30 protein-coding genes and 1 pseudogene are annotated in these 25,280 nt (G+C 61.1%); 9 read left to right on the top strand and 22 right to left on the bottom strand.

The genetic code is table 11. The features are described from left to right. Positions 1–18: 18 nt before the first annotated feature. Positions 19–840, bottom strand: coding sequence for a LysR substrate-binding domain-containing protein (locus B0G71_RS28210; protein WP_181196480.1), 822 nt, complete (start codon positions 838–840; stop codon positions 19–21). Positions 841–966: 126 nt separating this feature from the next. Between B0G71_RS28210 and B0G71_RS28215 the strand changes: the two genes are divergently transcribed. Next, positions 967–1,818 carry an alpha/beta fold hydrolase gene (locus B0G71_RS28215; protein ID WP_116145903.1) on the top strand — a complete coding sequence of 284 codons (852 nt, stop codon included), beginning with the start codon at positions 967–969 and terminating at the stop codon, positions 1,816–1,818. Positions 1,819–1,941: 123 nt separating this feature from the next. Here B0G71_RS28215 and B0G71_RS42540 read toward each other — a convergent pair whose 3' ends face one another. Then, complete coding sequence (locus tag B0G71_RS42540) at positions 1,942–2,193, bottom strand: VOC family protein (RefSeq protein WP_309546270.1); 252 nt, start codon at positions 2,191–2,193, stop codon at positions 1,942–1,944. Next, on the bottom strand, positions 2,183–2,347 hold the full coding sequence (locus B0G71_RS42545) for a VOC family protein (protein WP_309546271.1): 165 nt from the start codon (positions 2,345–2,347) through the stop codon (positions 2,183–2,185). The genes B0G71_RS42540 and B0G71_RS42545 overlap by 11 nt, the downstream gene beginning before the upstream one ends. Before the next feature lie 311 nt (positions 2,348–2,658). Between B0G71_RS42545 and B0G71_RS42725 the strand changes: the two genes are divergently transcribed. Next, complete coding sequence (locus B0G71_RS42725; RefSeq protein ID WP_106276950.1) at positions 2,659–2,745, top strand: phage tail assembly chaperone; 87 nt, start codon at positions 2,659–2,661, stop codon at positions 2,743–2,745. 376 nt (positions 2,746–3,121) lie between these two features. On the opposite strand, the gene B0G71_RS28235 is transcribed toward B0G71_RS42725, so the two are convergent. The 5 genes from B0G71_RS28235 to B0G71_RS28255 form a co-directional block, all read right to left on the bottom strand. After that, the gene (locus B0G71_RS28235; RefSeq protein ID WP_116145904.1) at positions 3,122–3,601 is read right to left on the bottom strand and encodes a type VI secretion system tube protein Hcp; all 480 of its coding nucleotides are present in this window, start codon (positions 3,599–3,601) and stop codon (positions 3,122–3,124) included. A gap of 21 nt (positions 3,602–3,622) precedes the next feature. Next, positions 3,623–4,168 (bottom strand): hypothetical protein, encoded by a 546-nt coding sequence (locus tag B0G71_RS28240; RefSeq protein WP_116145906.1) that lies wholly within the window; start codon positions 4,166–4,168, stop codon positions 3,623–3,625. Continuing rightward, entirely contained in the window at positions 4,165–4,599 is a 435-nt protein-coding gene (locus tag B0G71_RS28245) for a DUF3592 domain-containing protein (RefSeq protein ID WP_116145907.1), read from the bottom strand. The genes B0G71_RS28240 and B0G71_RS28245 overlap by 4 nt, the downstream gene beginning before the upstream one ends. Before the next feature lie 154 nt (positions 4,600–4,753). Next, positions 4,754–5,988 (bottom strand): IS3 family transposase gene (locus B0G71_RS28250; RefSeq protein WP_181916731.1). Its coding sequence is split into 2 segments (ribosomal slippage): positions 4,754–5,634 and positions 5,634–5,988, totalling 1,236 coding nucleotides; the frame shifts between segments, so codons are not numbered across the junction. 305 nt (positions 5,989–6,293) lie between these two features. Continuing rightward, on the bottom strand, positions 6,294–6,476 hold the full coding sequence (locus tag B0G71_RS28255) for a hypothetical protein (RefSeq protein ID WP_116145909.1): 183 nt from the start codon (positions 6,474–6,476) through the stop codon (positions 6,294–6,296). Between the two features lie 189 nt (positions 6,477–6,665). On the opposite strand from B0G71_RS28255, the gene B0G71_RS28260 reads away from it, so the two are divergent. Together B0G71_RS28260 and B0G71_RS28265 are read left to right on the top strand one after the other, a co-directional pair. Then, positions 6,666–7,418 (top strand): SDR family oxidoreductase, encoded by a 753-nt coding sequence (locus B0G71_RS28260; protein WP_116145910.1) that lies wholly within the window; start codon positions 6,666–6,668, stop codon positions 7,416–7,418. A gap of 105 nt (positions 7,419–7,523) precedes the next feature. Beyond that, a pseudogene (locus tag B0G71_RS28265) lies at positions 7,524–7,700 on the top strand (SDR family NAD(P)-dependent oxidoreductase); the annotation flags it as partial. Between the two features lie 54 nt (positions 7,701–7,754). Here B0G71_RS28265 and B0G71_RS28270 read toward each other — a convergent pair. The 3 genes from B0G71_RS28270 to B0G71_RS28280 all read right to left on the bottom strand — a co-directional run bounded on the left by B0G71_RS28270 (position 7,755) and on the right by B0G71_RS28280 (position 9,896). Further along, positions 7,755–7,955, bottom strand: a complete 201-nt coding sequence (locus B0G71_RS28270) for a hypothetical protein (protein WP_106276939.1) — start codon at positions 7,953–7,955, stop codon at positions 7,755–7,757. A gap of 340 nt (positions 7,956–8,295) precedes the next feature. Then, a complete protein-coding gene (locus B0G71_RS28275) occupies positions 8,296–8,985 on the bottom strand; it encodes an oxidoreductase (RefSeq protein ID WP_116145912.1) in 690 nt (229 codons plus the stop codon). A gap of 347 nt (positions 8,986–9,332) precedes the next feature. Further along, on the bottom strand, positions 9,333–9,896 hold the full coding sequence (locus B0G71_RS28280; RefSeq protein WP_241974799.1) for a VOC family protein: 564 nt from the start codon (positions 9,894–9,896) through the stop codon (positions 9,333–9,335). Positions 9,897–10,470: 574 nt separating this feature from the next. Between B0G71_RS28280 and B0G71_RS28285 the strand changes: the two genes are divergently transcribed. Next, a complete protein-coding gene (locus B0G71_RS28285; protein ID WP_106276935.1) occupies positions 10,471–11,148 on the top strand; it encodes a type 1 glutamine amidotransferase domain-containing protein in 678 nt (225 codons plus the stop codon). 138 nt (positions 11,149–11,286) lie between these two features. Here the strand turns inward: B0G71_RS28285 and B0G71_RS41040 are convergent, their stop codons facing one another. Then, positions 11,287–11,502 carry a hypothetical protein gene (locus tag B0G71_RS41040; RefSeq protein WP_147308714.1) on the bottom strand — a complete coding sequence of 72 codons (216 nt, stop codon included), beginning with the start codon at positions 11,500–11,502 and terminating at the stop codon, positions 11,287–11,289. 150 nt (positions 11,503–11,652) lie between these two features. Next, the gene (locus tag B0G71_RS41500) at positions 11,653–11,802 is read right to left on the bottom strand and encodes a hypothetical protein (protein ID WP_181916837.1); all 150 of its coding nucleotides are present in this window, start codon (positions 11,800–11,802) and stop codon (positions 11,653–11,655) included. A gap of 29 nt (positions 11,803–11,831) precedes the next feature. On the opposite strand from B0G71_RS41500, the gene B0G71_RS28295 reads away from it, so the two are divergent. Then, complete coding sequence (locus B0G71_RS28295) at positions 11,832–12,563, top strand: ABC transporter substrate-binding protein (RefSeq protein ID WP_116145915.1); 732 nt, start codon at positions 11,832–11,834, stop codon at positions 12,561–12,563. A 181-nt stretch (positions 12,564–12,744) separates the two neighbouring features. After that, a complete protein-coding gene (locus B0G71_RS28300; RefSeq protein WP_116145916.1) occupies positions 12,745–13,368 on the top strand; it encodes a LysE family translocator in 624 nt (207 codons plus the stop codon). Between the two features lie 9 nt (positions 13,369–13,377). On the opposite strand, the gene B0G71_RS28305 is transcribed toward B0G71_RS28300, so the two are convergent. Then, positions 13,378–14,793 carry a PLP-dependent aminotransferase family protein gene (locus B0G71_RS28305; protein WP_116145918.1) on the bottom strand — a complete coding sequence of 472 codons (1,416 nt, stop codon included), beginning with the start codon at positions 14,791–14,793 and terminating at the stop codon, positions 13,378–13,380. 241 nt (positions 14,794–15,034) lie between these two features. On the opposite strand from B0G71_RS28305, the gene B0G71_RS28310 reads away from it, so the two are divergent. Further along, complete coding sequence (locus tag B0G71_RS28310) at positions 15,035–16,363, top strand: aspartate aminotransferase family protein (protein ID WP_116145919.1); 1,329 nt, start codon at positions 15,035–15,037, stop codon at positions 16,361–16,363. A 227-nt stretch (positions 16,364–16,590) separates the two neighbouring features. Here the strand turns inward: B0G71_RS28310 and B0G71_RS28315 are convergent, their stop codons facing one another. The 5 genes from B0G71_RS28315 to B0G71_RS28335 form a co-directional block, all read right to left on the bottom strand. Then, positions 16,591–17,109 (bottom strand): DUF6496 domain-containing protein, encoded by a 519-nt coding sequence (locus B0G71_RS28315; protein ID WP_116145921.1) that lies wholly within the window; start codon positions 17,107–17,109, stop codon positions 16,591–16,593. Positions 17,110–17,334: 225 nt separating this feature from the next. Further along, complete coding sequence (locus tag B0G71_RS28320) at positions 17,335–18,051, bottom strand: O-methyltransferase (RefSeq protein ID WP_116145923.1); 717 nt, start codon at positions 18,049–18,051, stop codon at positions 17,335–17,337. 102 nt (positions 18,052–18,153) lie between these two features. Beyond that, complete coding sequence (locus B0G71_RS28325; protein ID WP_116145924.1) at positions 18,154–18,450, bottom strand: 4Fe-4S dicluster domain-containing protein; 297 nt, start codon at positions 18,448–18,450, stop codon at positions 18,154–18,156. Between the two features lie 2 nt (positions 18,451–18,452). Continuing rightward, entirely contained in the window at positions 18,453–18,761 is a 309-nt protein-coding gene (locus B0G71_RS28330) for a hypothetical protein (RefSeq protein ID WP_116145926.1), read from the bottom strand. 12 nt (positions 18,762–18,773) lie between these two features. Continuing rightward, on the bottom strand, positions 18,774–19,355 hold the full coding sequence (locus B0G71_RS28335; RefSeq protein ID WP_181196466.1) for an RNA polymerase sigma factor: 582 nt from the start codon (positions 19,353–19,355) through the stop codon (positions 18,774–18,776). Positions 19,356–19,506: 151 nt separating this feature from the next. Here B0G71_RS28335 and B0G71_RS28340 point away from each other — a divergent pair, with 151 nt between their 5' ends. Then, positions 19,507–19,758, top strand: a complete 252-nt coding sequence (locus B0G71_RS28340; RefSeq protein ID WP_007178046.1) for a hypothetical protein — start codon at positions 19,507–19,509, stop codon at positions 19,756–19,758. Between the two features lie 111 nt (positions 19,759–19,869). Here B0G71_RS28340 and B0G71_RS28345 read toward each other — a convergent pair whose 3' ends face one another. The 3 genes from B0G71_RS28345 to B0G71_RS28355 all read right to left on the bottom strand — a co-directional run bounded on the left by B0G71_RS28345 (position 19,870) and on the right by B0G71_RS28355 (position 25,275). Continuing rightward, positions 19,870–21,078 (bottom strand): ABC transporter substrate-binding protein, encoded by a 1,209-nt coding sequence (locus tag B0G71_RS28345; RefSeq protein ID WP_116145927.1) that lies wholly within the window; start codon positions 21,076–21,078, stop codon positions 19,870–19,872. 82 nt (positions 21,079–21,160) lie between these two features. Beyond that, the gene (locus tag B0G71_RS28350; RefSeq protein WP_116145929.1) at positions 21,161–24,760 is read right to left on the bottom strand and encodes a molybdopterin cofactor-binding domain-containing protein; all 3,600 of its coding nucleotides are present in this window, start codon (positions 24,758–24,760) and stop codon (positions 21,161–21,163) included. After that, positions 24,757–25,275: a (2Fe-2S)-binding protein gene (locus tag B0G71_RS28355; RefSeq protein WP_116145930.1), complete on the bottom strand. Its 519-nt coding sequence runs from the start codon at positions 25,273–25,275 to the stop codon at positions 24,757–24,759. The genes B0G71_RS28350 and B0G71_RS28355 overlap by 4 nt, the downstream gene beginning before the upstream one ends. Positions 25,276–25,280 lie beyond the last annotated feature (5 nt).

Below are 25,280 nucleotides of genomic sequence, written 5' to 3' on the forward strand. Positions count from 1 at the left end.
GGGACGCGCGCCGAAAAACTAGCGCCTCAACTCGGAGACAATCTTCTCCGCCAGAAAATCGCACGGCGGACGATTCGAAGCCGTGCTGCGCGCCAGCACCATTTCCAGCGCGGTGATTTCGGGCAAGCCGTGCGCGCGCCCCAGCAGCGTGAAGTGTGCCGGCACCGCGCAGCGCGCGAGCGGCACGATCGCGAGACCTGCTTCGGCCATCGACAGCAGGCCCAGCAGACTCGGACTTTCATATGAGGTGCGGTACGGAATCTTCGCGCGCTCCAGGCTGCGAATCGCGTTCTCGCGCGCGACGCTGCCCGGCAGGAACACGGCAATCGGCAACGGCCGTTCGCGCCATATTTCATCGGCGCTCGGCGCGGCCGCCCACTCCATGGGCTCATGGCGAATGAACTCACCCGACAAGCCCTTGACTCGCGTCGCGCACACCAGATCGACCGAACCGTCTTTCACCATCGGCGCAAGCGCGACGCTCGGCAAACCGACAACCTGAATCTCCACCTTCGGATAGGTCGCGGAAAACTTCTTGAGGATCGGCGGCAGCAGCGACGACGCGTAATCGTCCGGCACGCCGATGCTCACGCGCCCCGTCACGTCCGGCCGAACCACCGCCGCCCACGCTTCGTCGCGTAAGGCGAGCATGCGGCGAGCGTAGGTCAGCAGGACTTCGCCGTCCTGAGTCGGCACCACATTTCTCGGCTTGCGCACGAACAGCGGCTTGCCCAGCGCGGTTTCGAGCGTCTTGATCTGCATGCTCACCGCCGATTGCGACCGATGCACGACCTCCGCCGCCCGGCTGATGTTGCCGGTGTCGGCGACGGCGACGATCATGGTCATCACGTCCAGGTCGAGAGCTTTCAAGGAGTTTGGTATCAGAAAAGTAGATAGATTCGATCAATATTACGCGATTTTCTAAAGTTGTGACATGGGGCATAGTGGCTGCAAAGGAGCCAGTCCATGAACGCCCGTACCGACCTCTCAGTGCTTGCCGTACCCGAACTGTCGTTTGCGACCATCGCATCGGGCATCTGCGTGCCGTACGTCGAGTGCGGAGAAGGCGAGCCGCTCGTGTTCGTGCACGGCTCGCTGTGCGACTATCGCTACTGGAATGCGCAGACGGCCGCGCTCTCGCAGCATTTCCGCTGCATCTCGGTGAGCCTGAGCCACTACTGGCCGGCGAGCGAGGCGTGCATTCAGGGCGAGTTCGGCTGGCAGACGCACGTCGGCGAACTGGCCGAGTTCATCGAGGCGATCGATCTTGGGCCCGTGCATCTGGTCGGCCATTCGCGCGGCGGCTGTGTGGCGTTCCATGTTGCGCGCGACTACCCGCGGCTCGTGAAGACGCTCACGCTCGCGGACCCAGGCGGTCCGCTGCAGACCGACGGCATGCCGGAGGCGGCGCTGCCGGCTACGACGAATGTGTTGCGCGCGCGCGTCGCGGAACTGATCGAGAGCGAGCAGATCGACGCGGGCCTGGAGCTTTTCGTCGATTCGGTCAGCATGCCGGGAGCATGGCGCAAGAGCCCGGTCGCGTTCCGCACCATGGCGATCGACAACGCGGGCACGCTGCCCAAGCAACTCCGCGATCCGTTGCCCGCCTATTCCCGTGAAACCGCGCGTGACGTGAAATGCAGGACGCTGCTGATCGACGGCCAGCGCAGTCCGCGCATGTTCCGCAACAACGTCGAAAAGCTCGCGGAGTGGATCGATTATGCGGAGCGGCAAACCATCGCCGGTGCATCGCACGGCATGAATGCGTCGAACGCCGGTGCTTTTAACAGGCTCGTGCAGGCGTTCGTCAGCTTCTGATTCCGGCGTAGGTCGGCTTGGGTCGGCTCGGCGGTGCGGCGGTGCGGCGGTGCGGCGGTGCGGCGGTGCGGCGGTGCGGCGGTGCGGCGGTGCGGCGGTGCGGCGGTGCGGCAGATGAAAACATCAGAGGTCGAAGATGCCGCGATATTTCTCGTCGGCATCCAAACGTGTATTGATTTCGACGAGAAGGCCACCGGGCGCCTCGCAGAAAAACCGCGAGCCGCGTTCATGCTTTAACACGCCGCTTTTCATCACGACGCCGGCGCCGGCCATCTGTTCGTATAGCGCGCGAACCTCGTCGAGGGACGCCAGCTCGAAACCGATGTGAAAGTTCTGCGCCCACTCGACCGGAAGGTCGGCGGCGTTATTGATCACGATGTCGAAACCCGAGCGTTTCCAGAAAGCAGCTCGTCCCTCGCGCGGCAACCGTCCAGCCTAGATGGTCCTTGAAGAAGGCGGCGGTGGCGCTCACATCGGATGAAGGGAAGCTGACGTGATTGAGCTTCATGGCTGTGGTGATATCGGTCATCTCGATCTCCGTTGAATCGGCTCGCTCGCTGCGTTCCGTACGGAAGATGTCGGAGTAAAAGCTCGCATTCCATACTTGCATCACCCGGCTCGGGCTATCGCCCACGCAGGCCCGTGCTACGGCCGTTTCCGGACGTGCGATGCCAACTCGCGCGGGGCTTGCTCACGTTTTCTCGCGCGCTTCAGGGCCGACGAGAAACGTCACCGTGCGATGTTCGTGCGCGCCTACCGTAACGAATGCCACGCGTGGCGCGATAGCAAGGTGATGGTGCCACCTGATGCGCCCGTCACGCTGTAGACCGGCGCGGACGTGTGGGAAACGTACCGGCGGCGCTTCGCGACGTGCCGCAGCAGGCAGGCTTTCCGCTCGCTATCGAGTGGCCTGAGCTACCGGCATGAAGCCGCTATTCGCGGGCATGTGGTTCGGCTCATGTGCCTGGTGTTGACGGTGCTTGCGGCGCTTGCGCCGGGTGCCTGCACCTTCGTGCACATCAAGGGCAACTCCGACCACATAGAAGACACAGGGGGCACGGCGGGGGTGGCGCTACCGCCCGCACGCCGCGAGCAACAGCGGCCCGCTGCAGCGCTTTTTTCAGCGTCCCAACCCGCGGTGAACGGGGCATCATGACATTCTTCGATTCGTATCCGGTGCCCGCCGTTCGCGCCGAAATTCGCAATATTCACTCTCATCACGATTGTTGGCGGGTGTACGTGCTGTGTGGCATTTTCTCCAACGCATCTTCCGAGATAACGGCACGCAGCATCGGCCACCACACTATTTGACAGTACTGTTCTCCTTGATATACATCATAGCTGTTACCACCCCACCGCTACCGCCAAGCGGATTTTGAAGTATGTATTCATGCTTCATGGTTGCAAAAGAAAGCGTCACATGCTCATGACATATCGAACCATTAGCAACCGGTGAGACGTTGGTAATTACCACGTCATACATGGTGATGCGAGCGAACTCATGAGGTACGGTGCCTGCCTTACGCATGGTTAATACAGCTTTTTCAATGTGCTTTCCAGTAAAGCAGTATTTAGCCAGGTTCGGACTAGCTCGATCATATGCGTGGAAAAATCCAAGGTCTGACACTGAAGCCTTGCCCGCGCCGCCGCCTGATCCGGAAAGCATGGACGAATTTTGTGCGACTTGCCAACTCCACGACTGAACATCAATTTCGTCGAGATGCTCGAAGTCTTGAGATTCTCCCGAAATGCCGTTGATATTAATAAAAATATCTTGTGCCATAATTAAAAGTTTCGATATTGCTTACTGGAGATGACCGATCATTGCGCTGAGTCCGCCACCGGCGATTAATCCTTCTGCCTCGCCCGCCAATAGAAGAACGGCAGGAGCGCAATCCAGGGCCTTCTTTGCCATATTTGCGAAAATGCCGGGATTTACCAGCCAGGGAGCAATTAATTCCGTATTAATGCCGAGCAACATAATTGATTCACCGTATCCCGCTAGCAATCCCGCGCCACCGTCGAAATATATTGTTGCACCCTTAATATCGGATGTCGATAGTTCTTGCCTGTGAAAATAACTGGTCATATAGAGTACGCCGTCGCTCGTAAAATCTTTCGTAGAGCCCGTGCCAGACATTTCCCTGTTCAATATTAGAATAGGCGGAAGTTTGATTTTCGGCAGTCCTCGTGAGTAGCCAATTCCAAATCCGAAATAAGAAAAATCGTGAGATTGTTTCTGCGGATCATCGAGAATAATTTTTCCGCCGGAGATGGATAGTAACTCAATGCCAAGCCCGCCCGTTGCACTCGTATTGAACGACCATCCGCTTTTACGCAACGATATCATTTGCCACTTCTCCTTTCGAACAGATTGCGTTTCCAGAACAAACAATCAACCAAGGTAGAGCACAAGAAGACCATTCCAAGTGCAAAACACACAAGCGGTAAATCCCAGATATCCATAAAACGATCAATCTCTGAAGTGTGAGTGGGGTCATCTGGCCTGTAGCGGATGGGTAGTGTGTCGCCGACATTTGCGGATATAAATGCCGATTGCGAAGAGGAAATATGCTCGCCTGTTTGCGTGTCAAATTCCACCTGAACATGGTGGCCGCCGTGATTAAGCCGGGTGACTTTGCCACTCACAACTACGGAGTTGTTTATAAAATCCGTAGTCTGTGAGTATAAAAAATTCGCTGCAACCAATAAAAATACGCCGCCAGCAAAAAATATAGCGTTTTTTGAAATTCGATTTAGCTTTTCTTCTTTAATCGGCATAGTGACGAAGAGTCTGTAGCATTTAGATGATGGCGTGCGAGCATGCAAAATAACAGATCAGCCGGAGAATGTGTTTTTGAGATTTGGTGGTCCTATGCACCGCGGTTTAAGTGGCGGTGGACTTGCCCCTGCATGACCGGACATGCAGTCACGCTTAGGTTGATGAATTTGCTCGTTGGCGAAACTCGCGTGGTGAGCAGTATTTCAGGGCGCTGTGCGGATGCGACTCGTTGTAGTGGTCAAACGCGATGGCCAGGTTCTGCAACGCCGTTCTCGCGTCCGGCTTGGGCATCCACGAGACGTAGTCTCTCTTCATAGTTTTGACGAAGCTCTCGGCCATCCCGTTGCTCTGCGGACTTCTGACCGGCGTCGTGATGGGTTTCAGGCCCACTTTTTTCGAGAACGTCAGCGTCTCCTCGGCAATGTAGCAGGAACCGTTGTCACTGAGCCATTCGATTTCGTTGTCGGCCTTCAGCGCACCATCGAAACGGTTTTCCACAGCCTGAAGCATGACATCACGCACCATGTCACCGGTATAGCCTCCAGTGGTCGCAGCCCAGCTCATAGCCTCCCGGTCGCAGCAGTCCAGTGCAAAGATGACGCGCAACGGCGAGCCGTCATCACAACGGAATTCGAAGCCGTCCGAGCACCAGCGCGCATTGCTCCGGTCCACCGCGACCTTGCCGTCGTGCCGGCGCGTTGACTGGGCATGGCGAGGCCGGCGTTGGAGCAGCAGACCGTGGGTATGCATAACCCGATAAACCCGTTTTGCATTAACGCGAGGCTGTCCCTGCGCGTCCCGGTTTCGCCGCAGCAGGGCCCATGCACGCCGATAGCCGTAAGTAGGCAAATCAGCAACCAGCCCCTGAAGCTCCGCGACGAGCGGCATGTCGTCACGGGCGGGCGTTTTGCGCTTGTCGACCCATTCAGCTTCGCGCTTTGATTTCACCGCTAGATTAGAGCGCGACACACCCAGGACTTCACAGACCGTCTTCATCGGTCGTCCCCCGGCAGCAATGGCGAGCGCGCAATCAATTTTTTTGCCCGGCCGTACTCCACTGCTTCGCGGAGGATTTCCACTTCCATCGTCTTCTTGCCCAGCAGTCGCTGGAGTTCACGAATCTGCTTCATCGCCTCGGCCAGGTCGGATGCCGGTACCACCTGCTCGCCGGCACTGACTGCTGACAGACTTCCGTCCTGATAGAGCTTGCGCCAGGCGAACACCTGGTTTGCATTCACCTGATGACGACGGGCAACTCCGGAAACGGTTGCGCCGGGCTCGAAGGTCTCGCGCACTATCGCGAGCTTCTCCTCGACAGAGCGCCGGCGGCGCTGTTCGGGCTGGGTCAAAACTTCAATGGGTTCCACGTTAGAGCTGGGCTTAAACATAGGCGTAAGACTACCTCAAAGTTTAAGCGTTACCTCGTGTCCGGTTTTCGCGGGGGCCGGCCCAGGCGGCGACTTTCCCCCTGCCAATCTGTCAGAAGGGGTTCACGTTGATGCAGCGCTGTCGCTTTTTGGGCGGGAGATCAGCGCTATTCCATCGCGCGGATGAGCCAAAAGGTGAAAAATTGGTAAATCTTCGAAAACCATGCAAATTGATTCGTTTGGCGACTGCGCCGCGACGATCAGCGGGCCGCAGCGTGCGGCTCATCTACGTGTCATAAGCGATCACGCGATCCTCTTCGTGGGTGTCACTCAAACACGCCTCTCCTCATCGAGGTCGAAAGCGACAACGATGGCTCATCGCTTACGAGTCCGTATGAGCACAGGCTACGCAGCGACATTGAAGCCGTCGCACCTGCGCAGATCTGCAGATAGATCGGCAACTGCTGCCGGTCGATTTCAATGGTCAAAGCGGAAGTCGGAACGGTCATGACGGTCTCGCGGACAAGGGAAGCGGCAGACGATCTGTACTAGTCGGATCGTCGATTCCTGGCACTTTCCGATTGGCCATGATTCTTCCACAATGGCCTCACGCGATGAGACGGCGGCGAACACTTTCGCGCGATACGACCCTCGCCCGGCTCCCGCGCGTTCATTTACTCTCATCTGGAGAATGTGCCATGAAAATCGTCGTAATCGGTGGGTCCGGCCTGATCGGATCGCGTCTTGTCACGCTGCTTCGCGAAGCGGGCCATGAAGCGCTCGCTGCATCGCCGCGTACCGGTGTCAACGCTGTGACGGGCGAGGGATTGGACAACGCGCTCGCAGGCGCGGACGTCGTGGTGGATGTGACAAACGCGCCGTCATGGGAGCCGCAGGCGGTACTCGATTTCTTCCGTACTTCGGCGCGCAACCTTGGCAAGGCCGAAGCGGCTGCGGGAGTACGGCATCACGTAGCGCTATCCATCGTCGGCTGCGACCGCTCGCCGGAGAACGCGTACTTCGCCGCCAAGGTCGCGCAGGAGGAACTGATCAAAGCGGCCGGCGTGCCGTATACGATCGTGCGCGCGACGCAGTTCATGGAGTTCATCGGCGGTATCGCGGATTTCAGCACGGTCGACGGCACGGTACGTGTCAGCGACGGACTGTTTCAGCCGATCGCCGTAGACGATGTCGTAGCAAACCTCGCGCAGATCGCGCCTGCTGCGCCGCAAAACGGCACGGTCGAGATTGCCGGCCCGGACCGCGCGCCTTTCGCGGAGATCGTCTCGCGTTATCTGAAATCGGTAGACGACGCGCGCCCGGTGGTAACGGACCGCGATGCGCTGTATTACGGCGACCGCGTCGAGGAACAATCGCTCGTGCCGCTCGGCGACGCGCGGATCGGCCGCATCAGTCTCGACCAGTGGCTCGCGCGCTCCAGGAAGGCTTGATTGCAGGTTTAAGCGAAACCTGAATCAACGTGTCCGCACGTGTCCTGATAGGCGCCGTCGGCCCGATCGGCGTCGAAACGGAATAAGGATTTTTCTAAGGAAAAGATGAGCATGTCACAGAAGGTTGTCGTCGTGACCGGCGCGTCGCAAGGCGTCGGTGCCGAAGTCGTTAGGGCGTTTCGCAAGCTCGACTACTGCGTTGTCGCGAACTCACGGTCGGTCAAGCCGTCGGACGACGCAAACATCCTCACCGTCGCTGACTATATTGGTGACCGGGCAACGCCGCCGTGGTGAACGTAAATATGACGGGCTTTCTTTACATCACGCAGCTCCTGTCTACGCTTCAACAATCGTCGCATCATAGTCTTCATCGACGAAAGCGACGAGAAACTCTTCAGGCATCAGCCAGGAATCAACGCTGACCGTCTTCGTATCAATGTCCACGTTGACCTTCGCGTCGGCGTCGACAGTCCTCATCGCATGTTCGAGAGCCGGAATATCATCGGAGCGAATTTCATCCTTAACCGAGAATTTCACTTTTCATTTCTCCACTAGATAACGTTCATACAGACCGTCGCCACGACCTGTTTTCGCGCTCGACGAACTTCTTGGCTCGCGGGCGCCTTGCTACATCGCGTTGATATCCGCACCATTCGTCTTTATCCGCGTCATGGTCCGATAGAGCCGAATGTAGGCGCATTGACTCGAGTTTCGAATACCCGCACCGTACAAACAGTCTTGCGCAGCGGGAACAAATCGAAAATCGGGCCGAGTCTTGACGCGCTGAAGCTACGTCGAGGAGACTCGTTCTGGAGATTAGCCGGCACCCCGGCTTTGCCGAAGTTTTTCGAAGCGGACATTCACGGATGTCCGTCGACTACGTTTTGCCTCTGTCGCCCAGAAAAATTCTGTGGATATTGGCCGGATACACCCAGTCACGCGCCTGGCGCTCGATGAGATCCATAAATGCCGGCGGACCACTGCAGTAGATCTGAGTGTTCGCATGCGCTGGACTCATCGCGTGAGAAGTTGCCTGTTCCAATCGGTCTGCGTCCAAACCGAAATGGTGATAAACCCTGCTTTCGCGTTTGAGCGCATCGAGTTCTTCCCGAAAGACTGCACGTTCGGGCGATCGAGCGAAGTTGTGCAGCTCGAATTTTTGCCCTGCCAACGCTAGCCGTTTTGCGATTCCCGCAATCGACGCAGCGCCAACGCCGCCGGAAAAAAGTATCGATTGTGTACGACCGTCCAAAATAACTGAAGGACTCCGTGTCGTTACGATAAACGCCTCGTCGCCTTGGCTCAGCGTAATGTCTGCGGTTTTCGAATCTGCACGGCCATCATCCTGTCTCACAGCGATGACATAGGAACGCGACCGGGACGTAGAACGGCACAGCGGATATATTTTCTCTTTGCAGGTGACGTCGTCGCGAACGAGCGTGACGCATGATCCATCGTCAAACGGCGGAAGCTCGGATCTGCATCTGGTTTGAAGCTCGACAGCATGGTAACTCTCGGCAAGTTGCCATTTCTGGGTAACGACGACTGAGAGGAGTTTGTCGTGCATGTCTTCTCCAATATGACCTTCGCCTTCCTTGATCGGAAGTTCGCCGGTGTATGGATTGCATGAGATGGCCGGTCCAGCAAACTGCTGGAGGATGGTTGAATGTGGGATTCAGGTTAGGGCGGAAGAGATCCACCAGCAAGTCGTTCAACGCGAATACCACCTATATAACCGCGCTGATAAAGGGTGGGTTACTGGCTCGGTGCAGCAGATGGTCTTGCTGGCCGAGCCGGCAAAATTTGTAGTTGGCAAGTGTCTCAGCATCTTCCAACGCGCTGGCGTCTTCCAGTGCTACCGTCACCAGTGGCAGGTGCCCGATTTCGCCGTTATCGACGGATGCGCCGCCACTATCAATCGGGTGTCGTCGAATGAATCGCCTTCAGAACCTCGCTCGTGAACCGTGGGTCTCCCACTTCGACGTCCGCGGACAATCGCACGGTGATTTCCTGCAACAGCCAACCGTTGCCGTCAGGGTCAGTGAACGAAGCGTAAGAGGCGTAACTTTGTCGTGTGGGATTCAAGCCGCTAACCACGCTATTCCCGTCAGCATGATGGAACACGCCGCCCGTATCGTGGAATGGCTCACTGATCTCGATGCCACGACGGAGCAGGTCGTTACGGACGGCCACAATGTCGGACACGATGAGGTGCAGCCCCTGGACCGAGCCGGGCGCGGCCCTGATGATGTTCTTGCCGAACATCACCGAACATCCGGATCCGGGTGGTGTGTACTGGATCACGCGGTAGTCGTCGCCCTTGAAGTCGATATCAAGTCGCCAACCTAGATCGCCGTAAAAGCGCTTGGCGCGATCGACGTCCGAGACGGGGATGACGACGATCTCGAGCTTCGTGTCGTACATGCCGGCGCGCGAGGTCTCAACCGCGTGCCCGCTTTGCATTGGGTTGTTGCTCATGTCTGGCTCCTTGGAGGCGTTGCCTATGGGCTCCCCTCTACCGCTTCGGGTAGGTGAAAACACGATAGCTGAAAACGAAACGCAAAAACGCGGCAGGTGGCGACACAGTTTCTTGTATTGATTCCAGCAGGAACACGGCGACTTGGCCGTCATTGCGCCAAAGTGCCTGGCACGTTTCGGTGTTCGAAGTAGCGTTCCGCTATAGACCACCCTTACGCCGAGGCGACGCGCCCCAACCACTTCGAAAGCGAGATCCGCGCCCGGAACGCACTCGTCTCGGCCTGCTGTGGCGGACGGCGAAGTCCCTCATACCATCGGATGCGCCAGCAATACCTTCGCCGGATGGCGCGCACCTGGAAGCCGGTCTTGAATAGAGGTGTTCGTTGAACGTGTCTCCAACACAATGCCCTACGACAGTGTCCGCTTGACGTGGGGGCAGACTCCGTCTCAAGAGCTGAGACGGCCATTTTCGCGGCACGTGGGGACTCCGGACAACTGACCTGAACAACGACTTCGAGAGTTTACCCCGGCGCTGCCGCGTTTAGGCATTTGCCCCAATGAACGGAGATTGGCAATGAAAATCCTGTTGGTTTTGACTTCGCACAATGTGCTTGGAGACACCGGCAAGCCGACCGGCTTCTGGCTGGAAGAGTTCACCGCTCCCTACTATGCGTTCACAGATGCCGGTGCGGAAGTCACCGTGACTTCGCCCAAGGGGGGCCATCCACCGATCGATCCCAGAAGTGACGATCCGGACAATCAGACCGACTCGATGCTACGGTTCAAGAAAGACCCTGCGACGCAGAAAGTGTTGGCCAACAGCGTCAAGCTCGCTGACGTCAAGGCGGCCGACTACGACACGATCTTCTATGCCGGCGGTCATGGCCCGATGTGGGACCTGACCAATGACAAACACTCGATCGCCTTGATCGAGGATTTCTACAACGCGGGCAAGCCGGTCGCCGCAGTCTGTCACGGCCCTTGTGTTCTGCTGAAAGCCACTTATGAGGGGCAACCTATCGTCAAGGGCAAGCGCGTCACCTGCTTTACCAACGACGAGGAAGAAGCCGTAGGACTGACCAAAGTCATGCCCTTCCTCGTCGAGGATGAACTCAAACGCCTGGGCGGCCATTTTGAAAAAGTGGCGAATTGGGGCGTACTGACTATTGTCGATGGACGCCTGATTACCGGCCAGAACCCAGCGTCGTCCGGCCCGACTGCCGTGGAGCTGCTCAAGGTTCTGCAGGCCTAGTTTCAATCCGGCGGGGGCCCTGAAGTCTGGGAGTTTGCGGGGCCGCTTTCTCGAGGGACTTCCCGTCGTCTTCGACGGACACGTTATCGGTGCCGTGGGAACCAGCGCAGGAACCATCGAGCAGGACATGGCAGTCGCTCAGGCCGCGCTAGCTGCGCTCGATGCTTGGAAGAGGATCGTCCAACGCAATGCTGCCAGGTAGCGAATGTCCTGAACCAGGAGCAGAAAGCGCGGAGAGATCCTCGCGCGGAATTCACGGGCCTTGAAAGTCGTCATCTCGAACGAGGCCCGGTAGATGAAAAAAAGCCCGGACCAAGCGCTCTGGCGACGCTGTCGGCGGAACTGGAGCACCATGACTCATGCCATCAAATCAGACCGTATGACCGCTGCTGCTGGTTGAAGCGTGCGCGAATAGCGACCCTGGAAAGCGGCGAACGGATTTCCGTCGCCGCAAACAGCAGCACATTTGGTCGATGAATCAGCCGGGAGGCTCGCCTTCGAGGATCAGAAGCGGGTGCGCACGCCTGTCGTCAGTTCAAGCTGGTTGGTCGCCAGCGTGCTCGCCGTGACGATACTGCTGCGGCCGCGATCATCGACTCGCGTCGAAGCGAGCAGTGCGCGTGTCTGCGGCTGAACGTCCGTGTCGATATGCAAAACCCCAATTCCTGACTCTACTCGTCTCCATGAAAACCGACCCGTCCATCATTCGTGCATTCACACCTACCGGCAAGCTGCGGGCCTCGATCAATCTCGGCAATCCGATTCTCGCGGGCAAGGACGCAACAGGTGAGCCGACCGGTGTTTCGGTGGATCTGGCGCGCGCGTTTGCGGCCTCGCTCGGTGTGGAACTGGAACTCGTGGTATTCGATGCGGCGGGCAAGTCCGTGCAGGCGGTCAGCGATGAACGAGCGGACTTCGGCTTCTTCGCCGTAGATCCGCGACGAGGAGAAACCATCGCGTTCACCGAGCCCTACGTGTTGATCGAAGGCTGTTACCTCGTGCGCGATGCATCGCCGATTCGCCGTAACGAGGACGTCGATCAGCAGTCAGTGCGTGTCGCCGTTGGCGAGGGTAGCGCCTACGACCTGTTCCTGACTCGCGAGCTGAAACACGCGCAGATCGTGCGCGCACCCACGTCGCCGACGGTGGTCCGAACATTCCTCGAACAGAACCTCGAAGTCGCGGCAGGCGTCAAGCAGCAGCTCGAAGCCGACGCACGTCAAGCGCCCGGCCTGCGTCTGCTCGACGGGCGCTTCATGGTGATCCGCCAGGCGATGGGCGTGCCGAAAAGCCGTGGCACAGCGGCAGCACACGCATTGCATGCATTTGTCGAGGAAGCGAAAGCATCCGGGCTCGTCGCCCAATCTCTCGCCCGGCACAAGATTGCCGGCGCGTCGGTTGCGCCCGCGGCGTAAGCGGATCAGACGGGCGGCGCATGCGGAAAGGCGGTTATCGTCTTATGGGAAACGACATCCCGCCCCCAGCTTTTCACGCTCCCGCCCGTACCGGACACCATCCCACAAAGCGTACCGGTGCTGTACCGGCAACTCTCGCTAGAATGCTCCAACGTCCTTTCGACCGACACCGGAGCTTGCCATGTCTTATCTCAGTCTCAGCGCGCTGCCTGCCGGCATCCTGTTCGCGCTCGTCACCACCATCACACCCGGTCCGAACAACACGATGCTGTTGGCCTCCGGGGTCAATTTCGGGTTCCGTCGCACGTTGCCGCATCTGTCCGGTATCAGCGCCGGCGTCGTGCTGTTGATGCTGTCGGTCGGGATCGGTCTGGGCGAAGCCTTCGAGCATTTCCCAGTGCTGTACACGGTGCTCGAGGTCGCGAGCGTTGCTTATCTGCTATACCTTGCGTGGAAAATCGGCACCTCGGGCGAGTTGAAGGTGAAGAAAGGCGAGCGCCGGCCCATGAAGTTCTACGAAGCGATTGCCTTCCAATGGGTGAATCCGAAGGCATGGATGATGGTGCTGACCGCCGCCACGACGATCCACCTCAGCGAGAGCTACAGCATGAACGCTATCGCGATGGCGGTGATCTTCTACGTGATCGGCTTTCCGTGTATCTGCTTATGGGCGGGTTTCGGCACCGCCATGCGGCAGGTGCTGTCGGACCCGAAGCGGCTGCGCATCTTCAATGTGGCGATGGCGCTGCTGCTGGTGCTGTCGCTGTATCCGATCGCGCTGAAGCTGATCGGCCAGGCGGCCTGAATGCGGTCGCTATAACGTGCCCTGTCCCACCCGCTCGATGAACCGCCACAACGCATCATCGGTCGAATACGGTGCATTGAAGCGGAACCAGGCGCTCGGGGCATCGTCGGGACGGAAGTAGGAGCCCGGCGCGAGCCAGATGCCGTGGGTAAGCGCGGCCGTCGCCACTTCGCCGGCCCGCTCCGCTTCGATCGGCAAGCGCGCCCACAAAAACAGCCCGGCGCGCGGCCGGTGAAACAGTTCCAGACCCAGCGAATCGAGCCGATCTTCAACGGTCGCGTGCGCGAGCTTGAGGCGCTCGTTGACGGCTTCCACGTGACGCGCGTAGCGCCCTTCCAGCAGCACCTTGTCGACAATCCGCTCGATCGCCTCCGACGACGTCAATCCCACCGCCATCTTCGTGCGCGCGAGTTCGCGCAGCACCGCGCGCTCGGCAACCACGTAGCCGCAGCGCAGCCCCGGCGTCACCGTCTTCGAAAAACCGCCGACGTACAGCACGCGCTGCAAGCCTTCCATCGCCGCGAACAAGGGTGCGCCGGACGGCGCGAGTTCGCGGCTCACGTCGTCCTCGATCACCCACATGCGCTGACGCTCGGCGATCTGCAGGAGGCGGAACGCCGCCGACATGCCGAAGGTCGCGCCGGTCGGATTCTGCAGCGTCGTGTTGACGAAGATCGCCTTCGGTTTGTGCTCGGCGACCAGCGCTTCGAGCACGTCCGTATCGACGCCCGCCGGCGTGCGCGGCACGCCGTGCACCACGAGGCCGGCCAGCTTGAGGATCTGCAGCAGATTGCAATAGCCGGGATCTTCGACGATCACGGCGTCGCCCGCTCGCAGCAAGGTGCGCACGATCAGATCCAGCCCTTGCGTCGCGCCTTGCGTGAGCAGGATGTTGGACACTTCCACCGGCAGGCCGCGCCGGTCGAGCTGCTCGGCGATCCGCTCGCGCAACGGCGCGAATCCGTACGGATGCCCGTAATCGCCCAAGCGCGCCGCCGGCACCCGGCTCATGGCACGCAGCGCGTGCTGCAAACCGGTTTCGTTGATCCACTCGTTCGGCAGCCAGCCGCCGCCCGCCTTGATCGGCACCGAATGGTCGGCGAACACGTCGGACAGAAGCCAGGTCGCGGTGAGGCTCGGCGGCTGCCAGTCCGTAGCGGCAACCCGTGCGGACTGCGAGCGCGGCGCCACGCGATAGCCAGAGCCGCGCCGCGCGACCACGAGGCCCATCGACACCAGCCGGTTGTAGGCCTCGGTGACGGTGAAGGTGCTCAGGTCGTGGCTCTGCGCCAGTTGCCGCACCGACGGCAGGAGCGCGCCCGCGCGCAGCGATTGCCCCTCGATGGCGCGCGCGAAGCCTTGCACCACCTGCTCGACGAGCGTGGGAGCGGCGCGCCGGTCGCGCTCGAGTTGTAGTTCGATCATGGTCTGGACGAAAAAGCGGGCCGCGCGGGGCGGCTGAACGTGTAAATCTGTGCGAAATGCGGCGCCGGCGAGCCTGCCGACCCGCCATGGCTCGCATCGACACAGTTGACGCAGATCCACCAACACAGTTAGCGCCACACCGCGTCAACTGTTTATGCCGCCATTAAACCGCGAACGCTACAGTTTCGCCATGCCCCGAAGGAAGTCCTTTTGGGGGACTACTTCGATTCGAGGAGATACCATGACTTCGCGCCCTGTCATCGACGATCTGTCGTCTTTCTGGATGCCCTTCACCGCCAACCGTCAGTTCAAGGCCGCGCCGCGCCTGCTGGAATCGGCCAAGGGCATGTACTACCGCAGCACGGACGGGCGTGAAGTGCTCGACGGTTGCGCGGGTCTGTGGTGCGTGAATGCCGGCCACGGCCGCGAGGAAATTGTCGCGGCGATCACCCAGCAACTCTCCACGCTCGACTTCGCACCGACCTTCCAGATGGGCCACCCGCTCGCCTTCGAAGCCGCCACGAAAGTCGCGGAACTGATGCCGGAAGGCCTCGACCGCATCTTCTTCACGAACTCGGGTTCAGAATCGGTCGATACCGCGTTGAAAATCGCGCTCGCGTATCACCGTTCGCGCGGCGAAGGGCAGCGTACGCGCCTGATCGGCCGGGAGCGCGGGTATCACGGCGTGGGCTTCGGCGGCATTTCGGTCGGCGGCATCGCACCGAACCGCAAGACCTTCTCGGGCGCGCTGCTACCCGCGGTCGATCATCTGCCGCACACGCATAACCTCGAACACAACGCGTTCACGAAGGGTCAGCCGGCCTGGGGCGCGCATCTCGCCGAAGAACTCGAGCGCATCGTCACGCTGCACGACGCGTCGACCATTGCCGCTGTGATCGTCGAACCGGTGGCCGGCTCGACGGGCGTGCTGATTCCGCCGCAGGGTTATCTGCAAAAGCTGCGCGAGATTTGCACGAAGCACGGCATCCTGCTGATTTTCGACGAAGTGATCACCGCGTTCGGCCGCGTCGGCAAAGCCACGGCGAGCGAATACTTCGGCGTGACGCCTGACCTGATCACGATGGCGAAGGCCATCAACAATGCCGCGATCCCGATGGGCGCGGTGGCCGCGAGCCGCACGGTGCACGACAGCATCGTGAACAGCGGCGCGCAAGGCGCGATTGAGCTGTTCCACGGCTACACGTATTCGGCCCATCCGGCCGCGACGGCTGCCGCGGTCGCCACGCTGGACCTGTATAAGCGTGAAGGTCTGTTCGAACGCGCCGCGACGCTCGCGCCGACGTTCGAAGCCGCCGCCCATTCGCTGCGCGGCGCAAAACACGTGAAGGACGTGCGCAACCTCGGCATGATCGCCGGCGTGGAACTCGAATCGCGCGACGGCGCACCGGGCGCGCGCGCTTACGAGGCGTTCGTCAAATGCTTCGAAGCGGGCGTGCTGGTGCGCTTTACGGGCGATATCCTTGCGTTCTCGCCGCCGCTGATCATCAACGAAGAGCAGATCGCGCACATCTTCAAGACCGTGGGCAACGTGCTGGCTACGGTGCAGTAAGCGGTTCGCGATAGGTAGCAGGAAGAAGGCGGCGCGTTAATGCGCCGCTTTTTTGTGAGCGCGGCATATGTCTTACGATGCGCCTAAACAACGCATGCCGACGGTGGCAACATCGCGCGGCAGAGCGGCGGCCGCCGGGCGCGGCGAGAGGCGGCTGGCAAGCGGCAACCCGCCGCCGTAGCTCAACCCGGCTGACGCCGCCGCGCGGTGCGCGACTGCGGCACGACTCAATGAGGCGTACGCGAAGCCCGCGTATGAGCCGCCTTCTTCGCAGCCGCCGACCGTCCTGCAGCCCCCTTCGTCGCGGCGGCCTTCTTTGCCGCGGCCGAACGGCTGGCCGCCGGGCGTTTGGCTGCCGCGGTCTTGGTCTGCTTCGACAGCGCTGTGCGAGATGCGCCGGCCGTACCTTCCCGCTTCAATGCATCGGTAGCGGCGCGCGAGCGCTTCGCAGTCGACTCCGTGCTCTTCTTCGTCGTGCTCTTGTGCTGGCCCGCGGCGTTATCGGTCGCGGCCTTCTTCCGCGTGGCCTCGCTAGCCGTGCCCTTCTTCGGCGATTTCACGGCGACGCCGGCGCGGCGCGCTTCCGAGAGGCCAATCGCAATCGCCTGCTTGGCGGAACTGACGCCGTGCTTGCCGGCCCGCACCTTGTCGACCTGTTCCTTGACGAATTCACCTGCTTGAGTGCTCGATGCTTTGCCGGCGCGTTTGTCGGACTTAGCACGCTCGATCGTTTTCTTTTCAGGCATGACGGTTCTCCAGTTGGCTATGGCCTGTGTCGTGCAGCAACGCGTGTGCCGCGTGGCGTCTGGCAGGAGAATCGCGCTGAAAAAATGCCTTTTCGAACAGGCCGAGTTCAACAAAGGCCCGCGACATTTCATTAAGTTTTCCGCCTGCAATCCCGGTGCCTCACGTGACGAAAGCGCCTGTCCTGGCGGCTTTTCATTAGTACGGTGCTCCGGCTCTTCCCGAGCCTAAGAGACGACAACCGTAAACTCGACCCCTGATTCAAAGTCCAGCGTCGTGGTCGAGAAGCGCGGATTGCTGTCAAGGTAATGCTTGTACGGCCGAACGGCGTCTTCGGCTGTGTACATGTTGTCGGCGAAAACGATAGATCCGGGACGCAGCAGCCGTTCGATCTGCTTGAACAGTTTGAGGTAGGTGCTGGCCCATACGTCGATAAACACCATGTCGAACGTGCCGTCCAGCTCAGAAATGGTCTGGAAAACATCACCCTCCCGCAGTTCGACATACGCATCCACGCCCGCTGTTCTGACGTGATCCCGAAGATATGCGCATTTAACAGCGTCGAGTTCGGTCGCCACAACCGTGCCACTGCCTAGCGTGCGGAGCGCCTCGGCGAAATACAGCGTGGACACACCGCAGGAGCTGCCGAGTTCGAGGATTCGGGCCGGTTTGTGCGAAAGCACCATGTTGCGCAAAAACCTTCCCGTTTCCGCCGACACCGCGAGAGATAGCGGCGTGTCTTGCGAAGATTCGAAGTCTTCGCTGGAGAGCCCGAGCGTTTCGAGAAACCGTCCACGCAGCCGCGGCGCGAGCATGTCGTATTCTTCCGCAAGGTCCTGAAACTCCTGGCTCGATCCCTGGAACTGCGCCCGTGCGCGGGCTATGACTTCTGTCTGGCTCTGTTCATGAAGCCGTTGCAAAAGACCTGTGGTTGATGAAGGCATGTGCGCTCCTTGACGAGACCGAAAACGCTGACGACGCAACCAACGACAGACCGCCGCGCCAGGCAGACACCGTCTTTCCGTCATCAGCTAAAACATGTGGCGCTACGCCGTTCTGGCCAGCTTGATCGCGCGTTCGGGGCACGCCGTCACGCAAAGACCGCATGACCGGCAGGCGAGCGCGTTGGGCGTGTAGGCGACTTTCATTCCATGCACGCGCAGCTTGAGCCGATGCATCAAATCGAGGCTGCGATAGTCGGCCTCATCGATGCGCCGGATCTCGAACACATTCTCGGGACAGACCTCCATGCAATCGCCCTTTCCCTCGCAGCGCGTCAGGTCGACAACAGGCGCAATCACGCCCGACATCTGTTTGCACTCGTCCGCTGATTGCTCGCGCATGTTCAATCTCCCGTGCGCCCGGCGCGACCTGATCGCCATGCCGTCCGGAAATGCTCGCGCTCTTCGGGCGTCATCGCTTCCCATTTGCGCCAGCGACGCCGTTCGCGCCAGCCGCCGTGTCCGCGGAATCCGCCGAAGAGGATGCGGCTCAACACCAGCAAGCCCAACGCATGGGCGAAGTCGATCGCACGGGCGCCGACGAATAGCGCCGGAATCACCCAATTCCATAGCGTCATGACCACCCAGCCGAGCACGCCGACAGCGACCACCACAAGCAGTGCCTTACCCGCACATCTGATTCGAAAATTCATCCGTCAACTCCTTTAGATACCCAGTTCGTCATAAATGGCCTGCAGCCGGGCGCGCAGATGCAAGACCGCGTAGCGTTTGCGCGCGAGCAACGTATTGAGCGTGACGCCGCTTTCCGCCACCATGTCCTTGAAGGACCGGCCCTCCAGTTCGTGCGCGACAAATACCTCGCGTTGATTCGCCGGCAACTCATCGAGCGCATCCTGCAAGGCCTTGAGCAAGAGAGCGCGCGCATAGAGGGCTTCGGGGCCCGCGTCGTGCGCCGGCAGGTCGAGGTCGAGGCGATACTCACCGTCGGGGTCGTCCCCAGCCGCGGACAGATCTGCCAGCGGCTGCTCTTTCTTCTTGCGAAAACGATCGACAATGCGATTGCGCGCCGCCCGGAACAGCCACGCGCTCGCCTGTTCGATCGGAGCGGGAAGCCGGTACGCCTGCACGAATTCGTGGAACACATCCTGAAGGATGTCCTCGGCATCGTCCGGGTCGCGTATTCGACGCCGGATAAAATTGACGAGCCTCGTGCGCTCACGCACCACGGTCGCGGTGATGTCGGTGTCTCGTTCGGTCATCGTCTGCGAAGTGAGTGGCGGTTCCATGCGCCTGAAGACGTTTCAGGCGCGCGAATATTGTGGCGGGCGCGAAAAATCTTTCCTCGGACAACCGTGCAACAGGACTCGCGCCGTTCATCCGGACGGCGTATGGTGCTGGTAAGGGTCGGCGTGTGGTCCGGCCCGACGGGAGACGTCCATGAAGATACCTACCGTACGCGCCGGCGCGCATATCGAGGGCGTGCACTGGATCGCCGAGTACGCCGAAGACGTTCATGAGATTCGCGTCTTTCGCGAAGGCCAGGAAGTGGATGTGCACAATGCGCCGTCCACCCTGTTCGGCGACGAGGAAAATGCGGGCTCCAAAAGCACCGCGGATCATCGCGCGGTCGAAGCCGCCGTGCTGGCTTATCTGAAACGATTCGTAATCGAGCACGACGCGGAGGAGTAGTTCTCCGCTCACCGCCGCGCGCTGCGGCGGGTCACCGTGGATCGCCGCGCGGCGACACGGTATTCATTGCCCTACATGCCTGCGACGCCGTGCGCCGCAGGCATCGACACCTTACTCGGCAGGCCGCAGCTTCTTGACTTCGGCATCCGACGGCTGCACGCTCGCGCCATCGATATACCGGTACGAGGTCATCACGCCCTTGCCGTCCTTCAAACCCGTCACGCCCACGTATGCGCCCATGGTCGACTGATTGTCCTGAGCGCGATAGGTGATCGGCCCGAACGGGGTGTCCACGCCTAAGCCCTTGAATGCGGCAGCCAGCTTGTCCGGATCGACCGACCCTGCCTTCTTGATGCCCGCGGCAATCGACATCAGCGCCGAATAACCGACCACCGAGCCAAGACGCGGATAGTCGTGATACTTGGCCTGGTACGCATCGACGAACTTCTTGTTGGCTGCCGTATCGATCGAATACCACGGGTAACCCGTGACGATCCAGCCGGTCGGCGCTTCAGCGCCTAGCGGGTCGAGATAGTCCGGCTCGCCCGTCAGCAGCGAGACCACGCTGCGATCCTTGAAGAGCCCGCGCGTATTGCCCTCACGCACGAACTTGCCGAGGTCGGCGCCGAACAGCACGTTGAAGATCGCGTCCGGTTTGGCGTCGGCGATTGCCTGCGTCACCGCGCCCGCGTCGACATTGCCGAGCGGCGTGGCCTGCTCGGCGACGAATTGCACGTCGGGCTGCGCCGCCGTCAGCAGCTTCTTGAAGGTCGCCACCGCCGATTGCCCGTACTCGTAGTTCGGATACACGAGCGCCCAACGCTTCTTATGCAGCTTGGCCGCTTCCGGCACGAGCATCGCCACCTGCATATACGTGGAGGGCCGCAGACGGTACGTATATTTGTTGCCGTCGGCCCAGACGATCTTGTCGGTCAAGGGTTCAGCGGCGAGGAAGAAAATCTTCTTCTGCTTCGCGAAATCGGTCAACGCAAGGCCGGTGTTAGACAGAAAGCCGCCGAACAGCAACTGCACCTGTTCACGCGCGATCAACTCCTGCGCGACGCGAATCGAGTCACCCGGATTCGCGTTGTCGTCGCGCGACACCACTTCGAGCTGTTTGCCGAGCACACCGCCTGCGGCGTTCACCTGGTCGAGCGCGAGATTCCAGCCGTTCTTGTAAGGCCCGAGAAAGGCGGGCTGCGCCTTGTAGCTGTTGATCTCGCCGATCTTGATAGTCTGCTGTGCGCTCGCGCTCAACGCGGCAAGCGAAAGCACCGTGGGCACCATGAGGCGAGAGATCCATCCTGCGCGCGTGGTCATGCGTTTCTCCGTTATCAAAAGGATTGCGGGAATGCGGTCGTTGTTATCGGGTGTTTCGAAAGCAGTTCGCGCTTCAGTCGGCTCACGGCGGCGTCGCGCGAATCCGGGCGACGCTCGCCGTGACATCCTGCCATGCCGGCTTGCCACCGGCGAATTGCCGACGCAGATAAGACACGAGTTCGGCGACCTGAGCGTCGTTGAAACTGTCGCGGTAAGCCGGCATCGTACCGAGTTCAGGCCGTGCAGGCGAGCCGATGCCGTCGAGAATCACGCGAATCAGATTATCGGGCGTCGCGCTGTGCAGATTCGTGTTAAGCGCCAGCGAAGGATGCGCGCCGAACAATTGCGGCCCGCTGCCCGTGTGATGACAGGCGGCGCACGCACCGTCGAAAAGCCGCGCGCCGAGTCCAGCGGGCGCACCGGAAATCGCGCTGGCCTGTTCGTACTGACGCGCCACTGCGGCCGGATCGGCATTGGGTTCCAACGGATTGAGCGACGCGAGATACGCGGCCATGGCGCGAATCTCGCTGTCGGGCAGCGCCGCCAGATCGCCGATGACCGGCGCCATCGGCCCGGCCGCGACGCCGTGCAGCGGCGCGTGGCCGTTGCGCAGATAGCTGAAGAGTTCGTCTTCGCTCCATGGCACGGGCGCATTGGAAAGCGCGGACAACGCGGGCGCTTCCCAGCCGTCCGCCATGCCCCCGCCCATGAATGCGGCGCCGATTTTTTCGGCGCCGAATGCATTGCGCGGCGTGTGGCATGCGCTGCAATGGCCGAGCCCGTTCACCAGATACGCGCCGCGATTCCATTGCGCGCTTTGCGTCGCGCTGGCGGTGAACGTCGTGCGTCCGAGAAACAAAGCGTTCCAGGCGGACATCAGCGAACGCACGCTGAACGGATACGCCAGCTTCGTTTCCGGCGGACGCGAGCGCACCGGCGTTTGCGCCATCAGGTAGGCGTAGAGCGCTTTCAGATCGTCGTCGGACGTGTTCTGAAACGATGTGTATGGAAAGGCCGGATAGAGGCGATGGCCATCGCGGCTGATGCCTTGGCGCATCGCCCGCACGAAGGCTTCGAGCGACCAGTTGCCGATGCCGGTCTGACCGTCCGGCGTGATGTTGGTGCTGTACACGGTGCCGAACGGCGTATCGAGCGGTTTGCCGCCGGCGTTCGGCACGCCATTGTGCGCGGTATGGCAAACCGCGCAATTGCCGAGCGACGCGAGCAGCTTGCCGCGCGCCACGAGATCCGGCGCGAACGTGCTCGCGAGCGGCGGCGTGGTCGGCGCAATAGCGTGCGGCGCGAGCGACAACGCGCCGAGCCAACCCACCGCGCCTGCTGCGAACGTGCCTAGAAAACCCAGCCGCCAGCGCTTCCTTTTACGCGCCGCCTTGTCCTCGGCTTGCGCATCGGCGAGCGCGGCGCGGATCGTTTCCGGCGTGAATGGCGGCCGCCGAAAACGCACGCCCGTCGCATCGAAAAGCGCATTGGCAATCGCGGCCGCGCCGGGCAGCGACGCGGATTCGCCGGCGCCCATTGGCGGCTCGCCGTGGCGCGGCATCATCACCACGTCGATCACGGGTACTTCGCGGAAAGTCAGGATCGGATACGCGCCCCACTCCTGGCTCGTTACCGCGTTCTCGCCGAACGTCACGCGCTCTTTCACCGCACGGCTGGTCGCCTGGATCACGTTGCCGTGTATCTGATGACGCACGCCGTCTGGATTCACCATCGTGCCGGTGTCCTGGCCGACCACCACGCGCGTCACCGCGAGCTCGCCGCTCTTGCGATTGACTTCGACGTCGGCCACCCAGGCAGACCACGCCGCGCCGAAGCCGGGAAATTTGCTGTGCACGTAGCGGGCATAAGCGATGCCGCGTCCGCGTGCGATGTCGCCTTCTTCTTTGCGCTCCGTATCACGCGGCTCCCAGCCGGCCTTTTCCGCCACGGCTTTGACCAGCTCAATCGCGCGCGGATCGGTCAGATGCTCCAGACGAAACTCGACTGGATCGACACCCGCTTCCGCCGCGAGTTCGTCGATAAAGGACTCGTGCGCGAACGTGTTCGGCAACGCGGACACGCCGCGCAACCACGACGCCCGAACGATCGGCGGCGTGTCGTCGCAAACGATGCGCATGCTGCGGTAATCGTACGGCGGCACTGCCGTGCGGTCGCCCATTTCGAACACCTGTGGCTGCGCGGAGATCGTGCCGGTCAACAGCAATGCCAGCGTCGGCGCATCGTTGGAGGGATAGCGAGTCGCAAAGTCATACGCGGCCAGTTCGCCCTCGGCATTCAGCGCGCCGCGCACGTCCATCAACTGCGCGGCGCCTTTCGGTTCCCACGCGTGCTCGTCTTCACGCGAGAGTTGCACGCGCACCGGACTGCCGGTGGCACGCGAAAGCAATGCGGCGTCGGCGGCGACATCGTCCGCGCAATTGCGGCCGTAACAGCCGGCGGCCTCCATTCGCACGATTTCGATGTGCGCTTCGTTCATACCCGTCAGCAAAGCGAGATCGGCGCGCAGCGAATGCGGGTTCTGCGTACCCGACCAGACCTTCAGCGCGCCCTCGCGATAGTCGGCCACCGCGCATGACGGCCCGATCGACGCATGCATCTGAAACGGCCATACGTAGGTGCGTTCCAGCGTGTGAGCGGAGTCTTGTGCGAGCGCCGCATCCACATCGCCTTCGATCACCAGATCGCGCCTTGTGGCGGGATTCGCGCGCAAAGCCGCTTCCACTTCCTCGCTGGTTTCGAGCGAAGGCAAACCTTCGACCGCTTTCCATTGCACGCGAAGCCGCTTCACGGCCTGCTGCGCGACTTCCTCGCGCTCGGCCACGATGCCGACGAAATCGCGAATCACCACCACCTTGACGATGCCGGGCAATTCGCTAATGGAGTCTTCATCCACCCGCAGCAGACTATTGCCCATGAAGTCGCCTTGCGCGACTCCGGCATACGGCGGCCGCACCACACGTCCATGCAACATGCCGGGCACGCGCACGTCATGCACGAAACTCAACTCGCCGGTCGCCTTCGCGGGAATGTCGACGCGCGGCGCGCTCTTGCCGACGATCTTGTATGTGTCCGGCGACTTCAACGGCGCATCGGTGGCGAGCTGCAATTCGACGCGTTTTCCGCTGATCAGGTCGCCGTAGCCCATGCCCTTCGCAGCCACGCTGCCGTCACGTTGATAAACGGTGCCATCACGCACGTCGAGTTGCTCGATGCCCACCTTGAAGCGCGCCGCCGCTTGCGCCAGCAGATATTGCCGCGCCTGCGCCGCGGCGTGCCGCAAGGGCACCGCCGATATCTGAATCGTCGCGCTGGCGATAGTCGGCCCTTGATTCGGCGCTTCGCGCGTATGGCCGAGCACGATCGACACGCGCGTCAACGGCACATCCAGCTCTTCCGCGACGATCTGCGCGAGCGCCGTGCCGATGCCCGTGCCCAAATCGACGTGACCGTTGAACGCGACCACGCTGCCGTCGTCACGCACCACGAGGAACATATCCGCCTCAGTCGGCACGAACGACGAACGCGAGCCCGGCTGACCGATCGCCGGCTTGACCGGCGCCTGCGGCGCACGCGTGACGATCAGCACGCTCTGCGCATCGTAAAGCTGTTGCCGGGACGGTGGCGCGGCGCGTCGATCGACGCTGAAATCCGGCCCGGTCATGCGCGCTCTCCTTCGTGCACTGCGGATTGCGCAGCCGGCTGCGCGGCAAGCAATTCAGCGGCGCGCTGCACCGCGCGCACGATCTCGACATGCGTGCCGCAGCGGCACAGATTGCGCGACAGCTCGCGCCGGATCGTCTCGACGCTCGGGTGCGGGTCGCGATCGAGCAGCGCCTTGGCCGTCATGATCATGCCGTTCAGGCAATAGCCGCATTGCGCGGCCTGTTCTTCGATAAACGCCTGCTGCACCGGATGCAGCGCGGCGCGCGTACCCAGTCCTTCTAGCGTGGTGATTTCGCGGCCCAAGGCGACTTTCGCGGTCGTGACGCACGCGCGCGTCGGCATGCCGTCGAGCAACACCGTGCATGCGCCGCATTCGCCGAGTCCGCAGCCGAATTTTGGACCGTTCAGCGCGAGGTCGTTACGCAGCAGATAGAGCAGCGGAGTGTCGGCGTCGGCGCTGACGAGATGCGTCGCGCCGTTCACATGCAGCAGAAGAGGCGCGGGGCGGTTCACGATTG

The organism is Paraburkholderia sp. BL27I4N3 (assembly GCF_003386115.1).
Taxonomy (GTDB): Bacteria; Pseudomonadota; Gammaproteobacteria; order Burkholderiales; family Burkholderiaceae; genus Paraburkholderia.

Coding starts and splice junctions, on each gene's coding strand:
- B0G71_RS28245 (WP_116145907.1), bottom strand. CDS start 4,599: ATGCCGATTAAAGAAGAAAAGCTAAATCGAATTTCAAAAAACGCTATA.
- B0G71_RS28280 (WP_241974799.1), bottom strand. CDS start 9,896: ATGAGCAACAACCCAATGCAAAGCGGGCACGCGGTTGAGACCTCGCGC.
- B0G71_RS28315 (WP_116145921.1), bottom strand. CDS start 17,109: ATGCCTGAAAAGAAAACGATCGAGCGTGCTAAGTCCGACAAACGCGCC.
- B0G71_RS28320 (WP_116145923.1), bottom strand. CDS start 18,051: ATGCCTTCATCAACCACAGGTCTTTTGCAACGGCTTCATGAACAGAGC.
- B0G71_RS28330 (WP_116145926.1), bottom strand. CDS start 18,761: ATGAATTTTCGAATCAGATGTGCGGGTAAGGCACTGCTTGTGGTGGTC.
- B0G71_RS28240 (WP_116145906.1), bottom strand. CDS start 4,168: ATGATATCGTTGCGTAAAAGCGGATGGTCGTTCAATACGAGTGCAACG.
- B0G71_RS28345 (WP_116145927.1), bottom strand. CDS start 21,078: ATGACCACGCGCGCAGGATGGATCTCTCGCCTCATGGTGCCCACGGTG.
- B0G71_RS28235 (WP_116145904.1), bottom strand. CDS start 3,601: ATGGCACAAGATATTTTTATTAATATCAACGGCATTTCGGGAGAATCT.
- B0G71_RS42545 (WP_309546271.1), bottom strand. CDS start 2,347: ATGACCGATATCACCACAGCCATGAAGCTCAATCACGTCAGCTTCCCT.
- B0G71_RS28295 (WP_116145915.1), top strand. CDS start 11,832: ATGAAAACCGACCCGTCCATCATTCGTGCATTCACACCTACCGGCAAG.
- B0G71_RS28300 (WP_116145916.1), top strand. CDS start 12,745: ATGTCTTATCTCAGTCTCAGCGCGCTGCCTGCCGGCATCCTGTTCGCG.
- B0G71_RS28305 (WP_116145918.1), bottom strand. CDS start 14,793: ATGATCGAACTACAACTCGAGCGCGACCGGCGCGCCGCTCCCACGCTC.
- B0G71_RS28255 (WP_116145909.1), bottom strand. CDS start 6,476: ATGACCGTTCCGACTTCCGCTTTGACCATTGAAATCGACCGGCAGCAG.
- B0G71_RS28340 (WP_007178046.1), top strand. CDS start 19,507: ATGAAGATACCTACCGTACGCGCCGGCGCGCATATCGAGGGCGTGCAC.
- B0G71_RS28335 (WP_181196466.1), bottom strand. CDS start 19,355: ATGGAACCGCCACTCACTTCGCAGACGATGACCGAACGAGACACCGAC.
- B0G71_RS28260 (WP_116145910.1), top strand. CDS start 6,666: ATGAAAATCGTCGTAATCGGTGGGTCCGGCCTGATCGGATCGCGTCTT.
- B0G71_RS41040 (WP_147308714.1), bottom strand. CDS start 11,502: ATGGTGCTCCAGTTCCGCCGACAGCGTCGCCAGAGCGCTTGGTCCGGG.
- B0G71_RS28310 (WP_116145919.1), top strand. CDS start 15,035: ATGACTTCGCGCCCTGTCATCGACGATCTGTCGTCTTTCTGGATGCCC.
- B0G71_RS28210 (WP_181196480.1), bottom strand. CDS start 840: ATGATCGTCGCCGTCGCCGACACCGGCAACATCAGCCGGGCGGCGGAG.
- B0G71_RS28350 (WP_116145929.1), bottom strand. CDS start 24,760: ATGACCGGGCCGGATTTCAGCGTCGATCGACGCGCCGCGCCACCGTCC.
- B0G71_RS28215 (WP_116145903.1), top strand. CDS start 967: ATGAACGCCCGTACCGACCTCTCAGTGCTTGCCGTACCCGAACTGTCG.
- B0G71_RS28275 (WP_116145912.1), bottom strand. CDS start 8,985: ATGCACGACAAACTCCTCTCAGTCGTCGTTACCCAGAAATGGCAACTT.
- B0G71_RS28325 (WP_116145924.1), bottom strand. CDS start 18,450: ATGCGCGAGCAATCAGCGGACGAGTGCAAACAGATGTCGGGCGTGATT.
- B0G71_RS28285 (WP_106276935.1), top strand. CDS start 10,471: ATGAAAATCCTGTTGGTTTTGACTTCGCACAATGTGCTTGGAGACACC.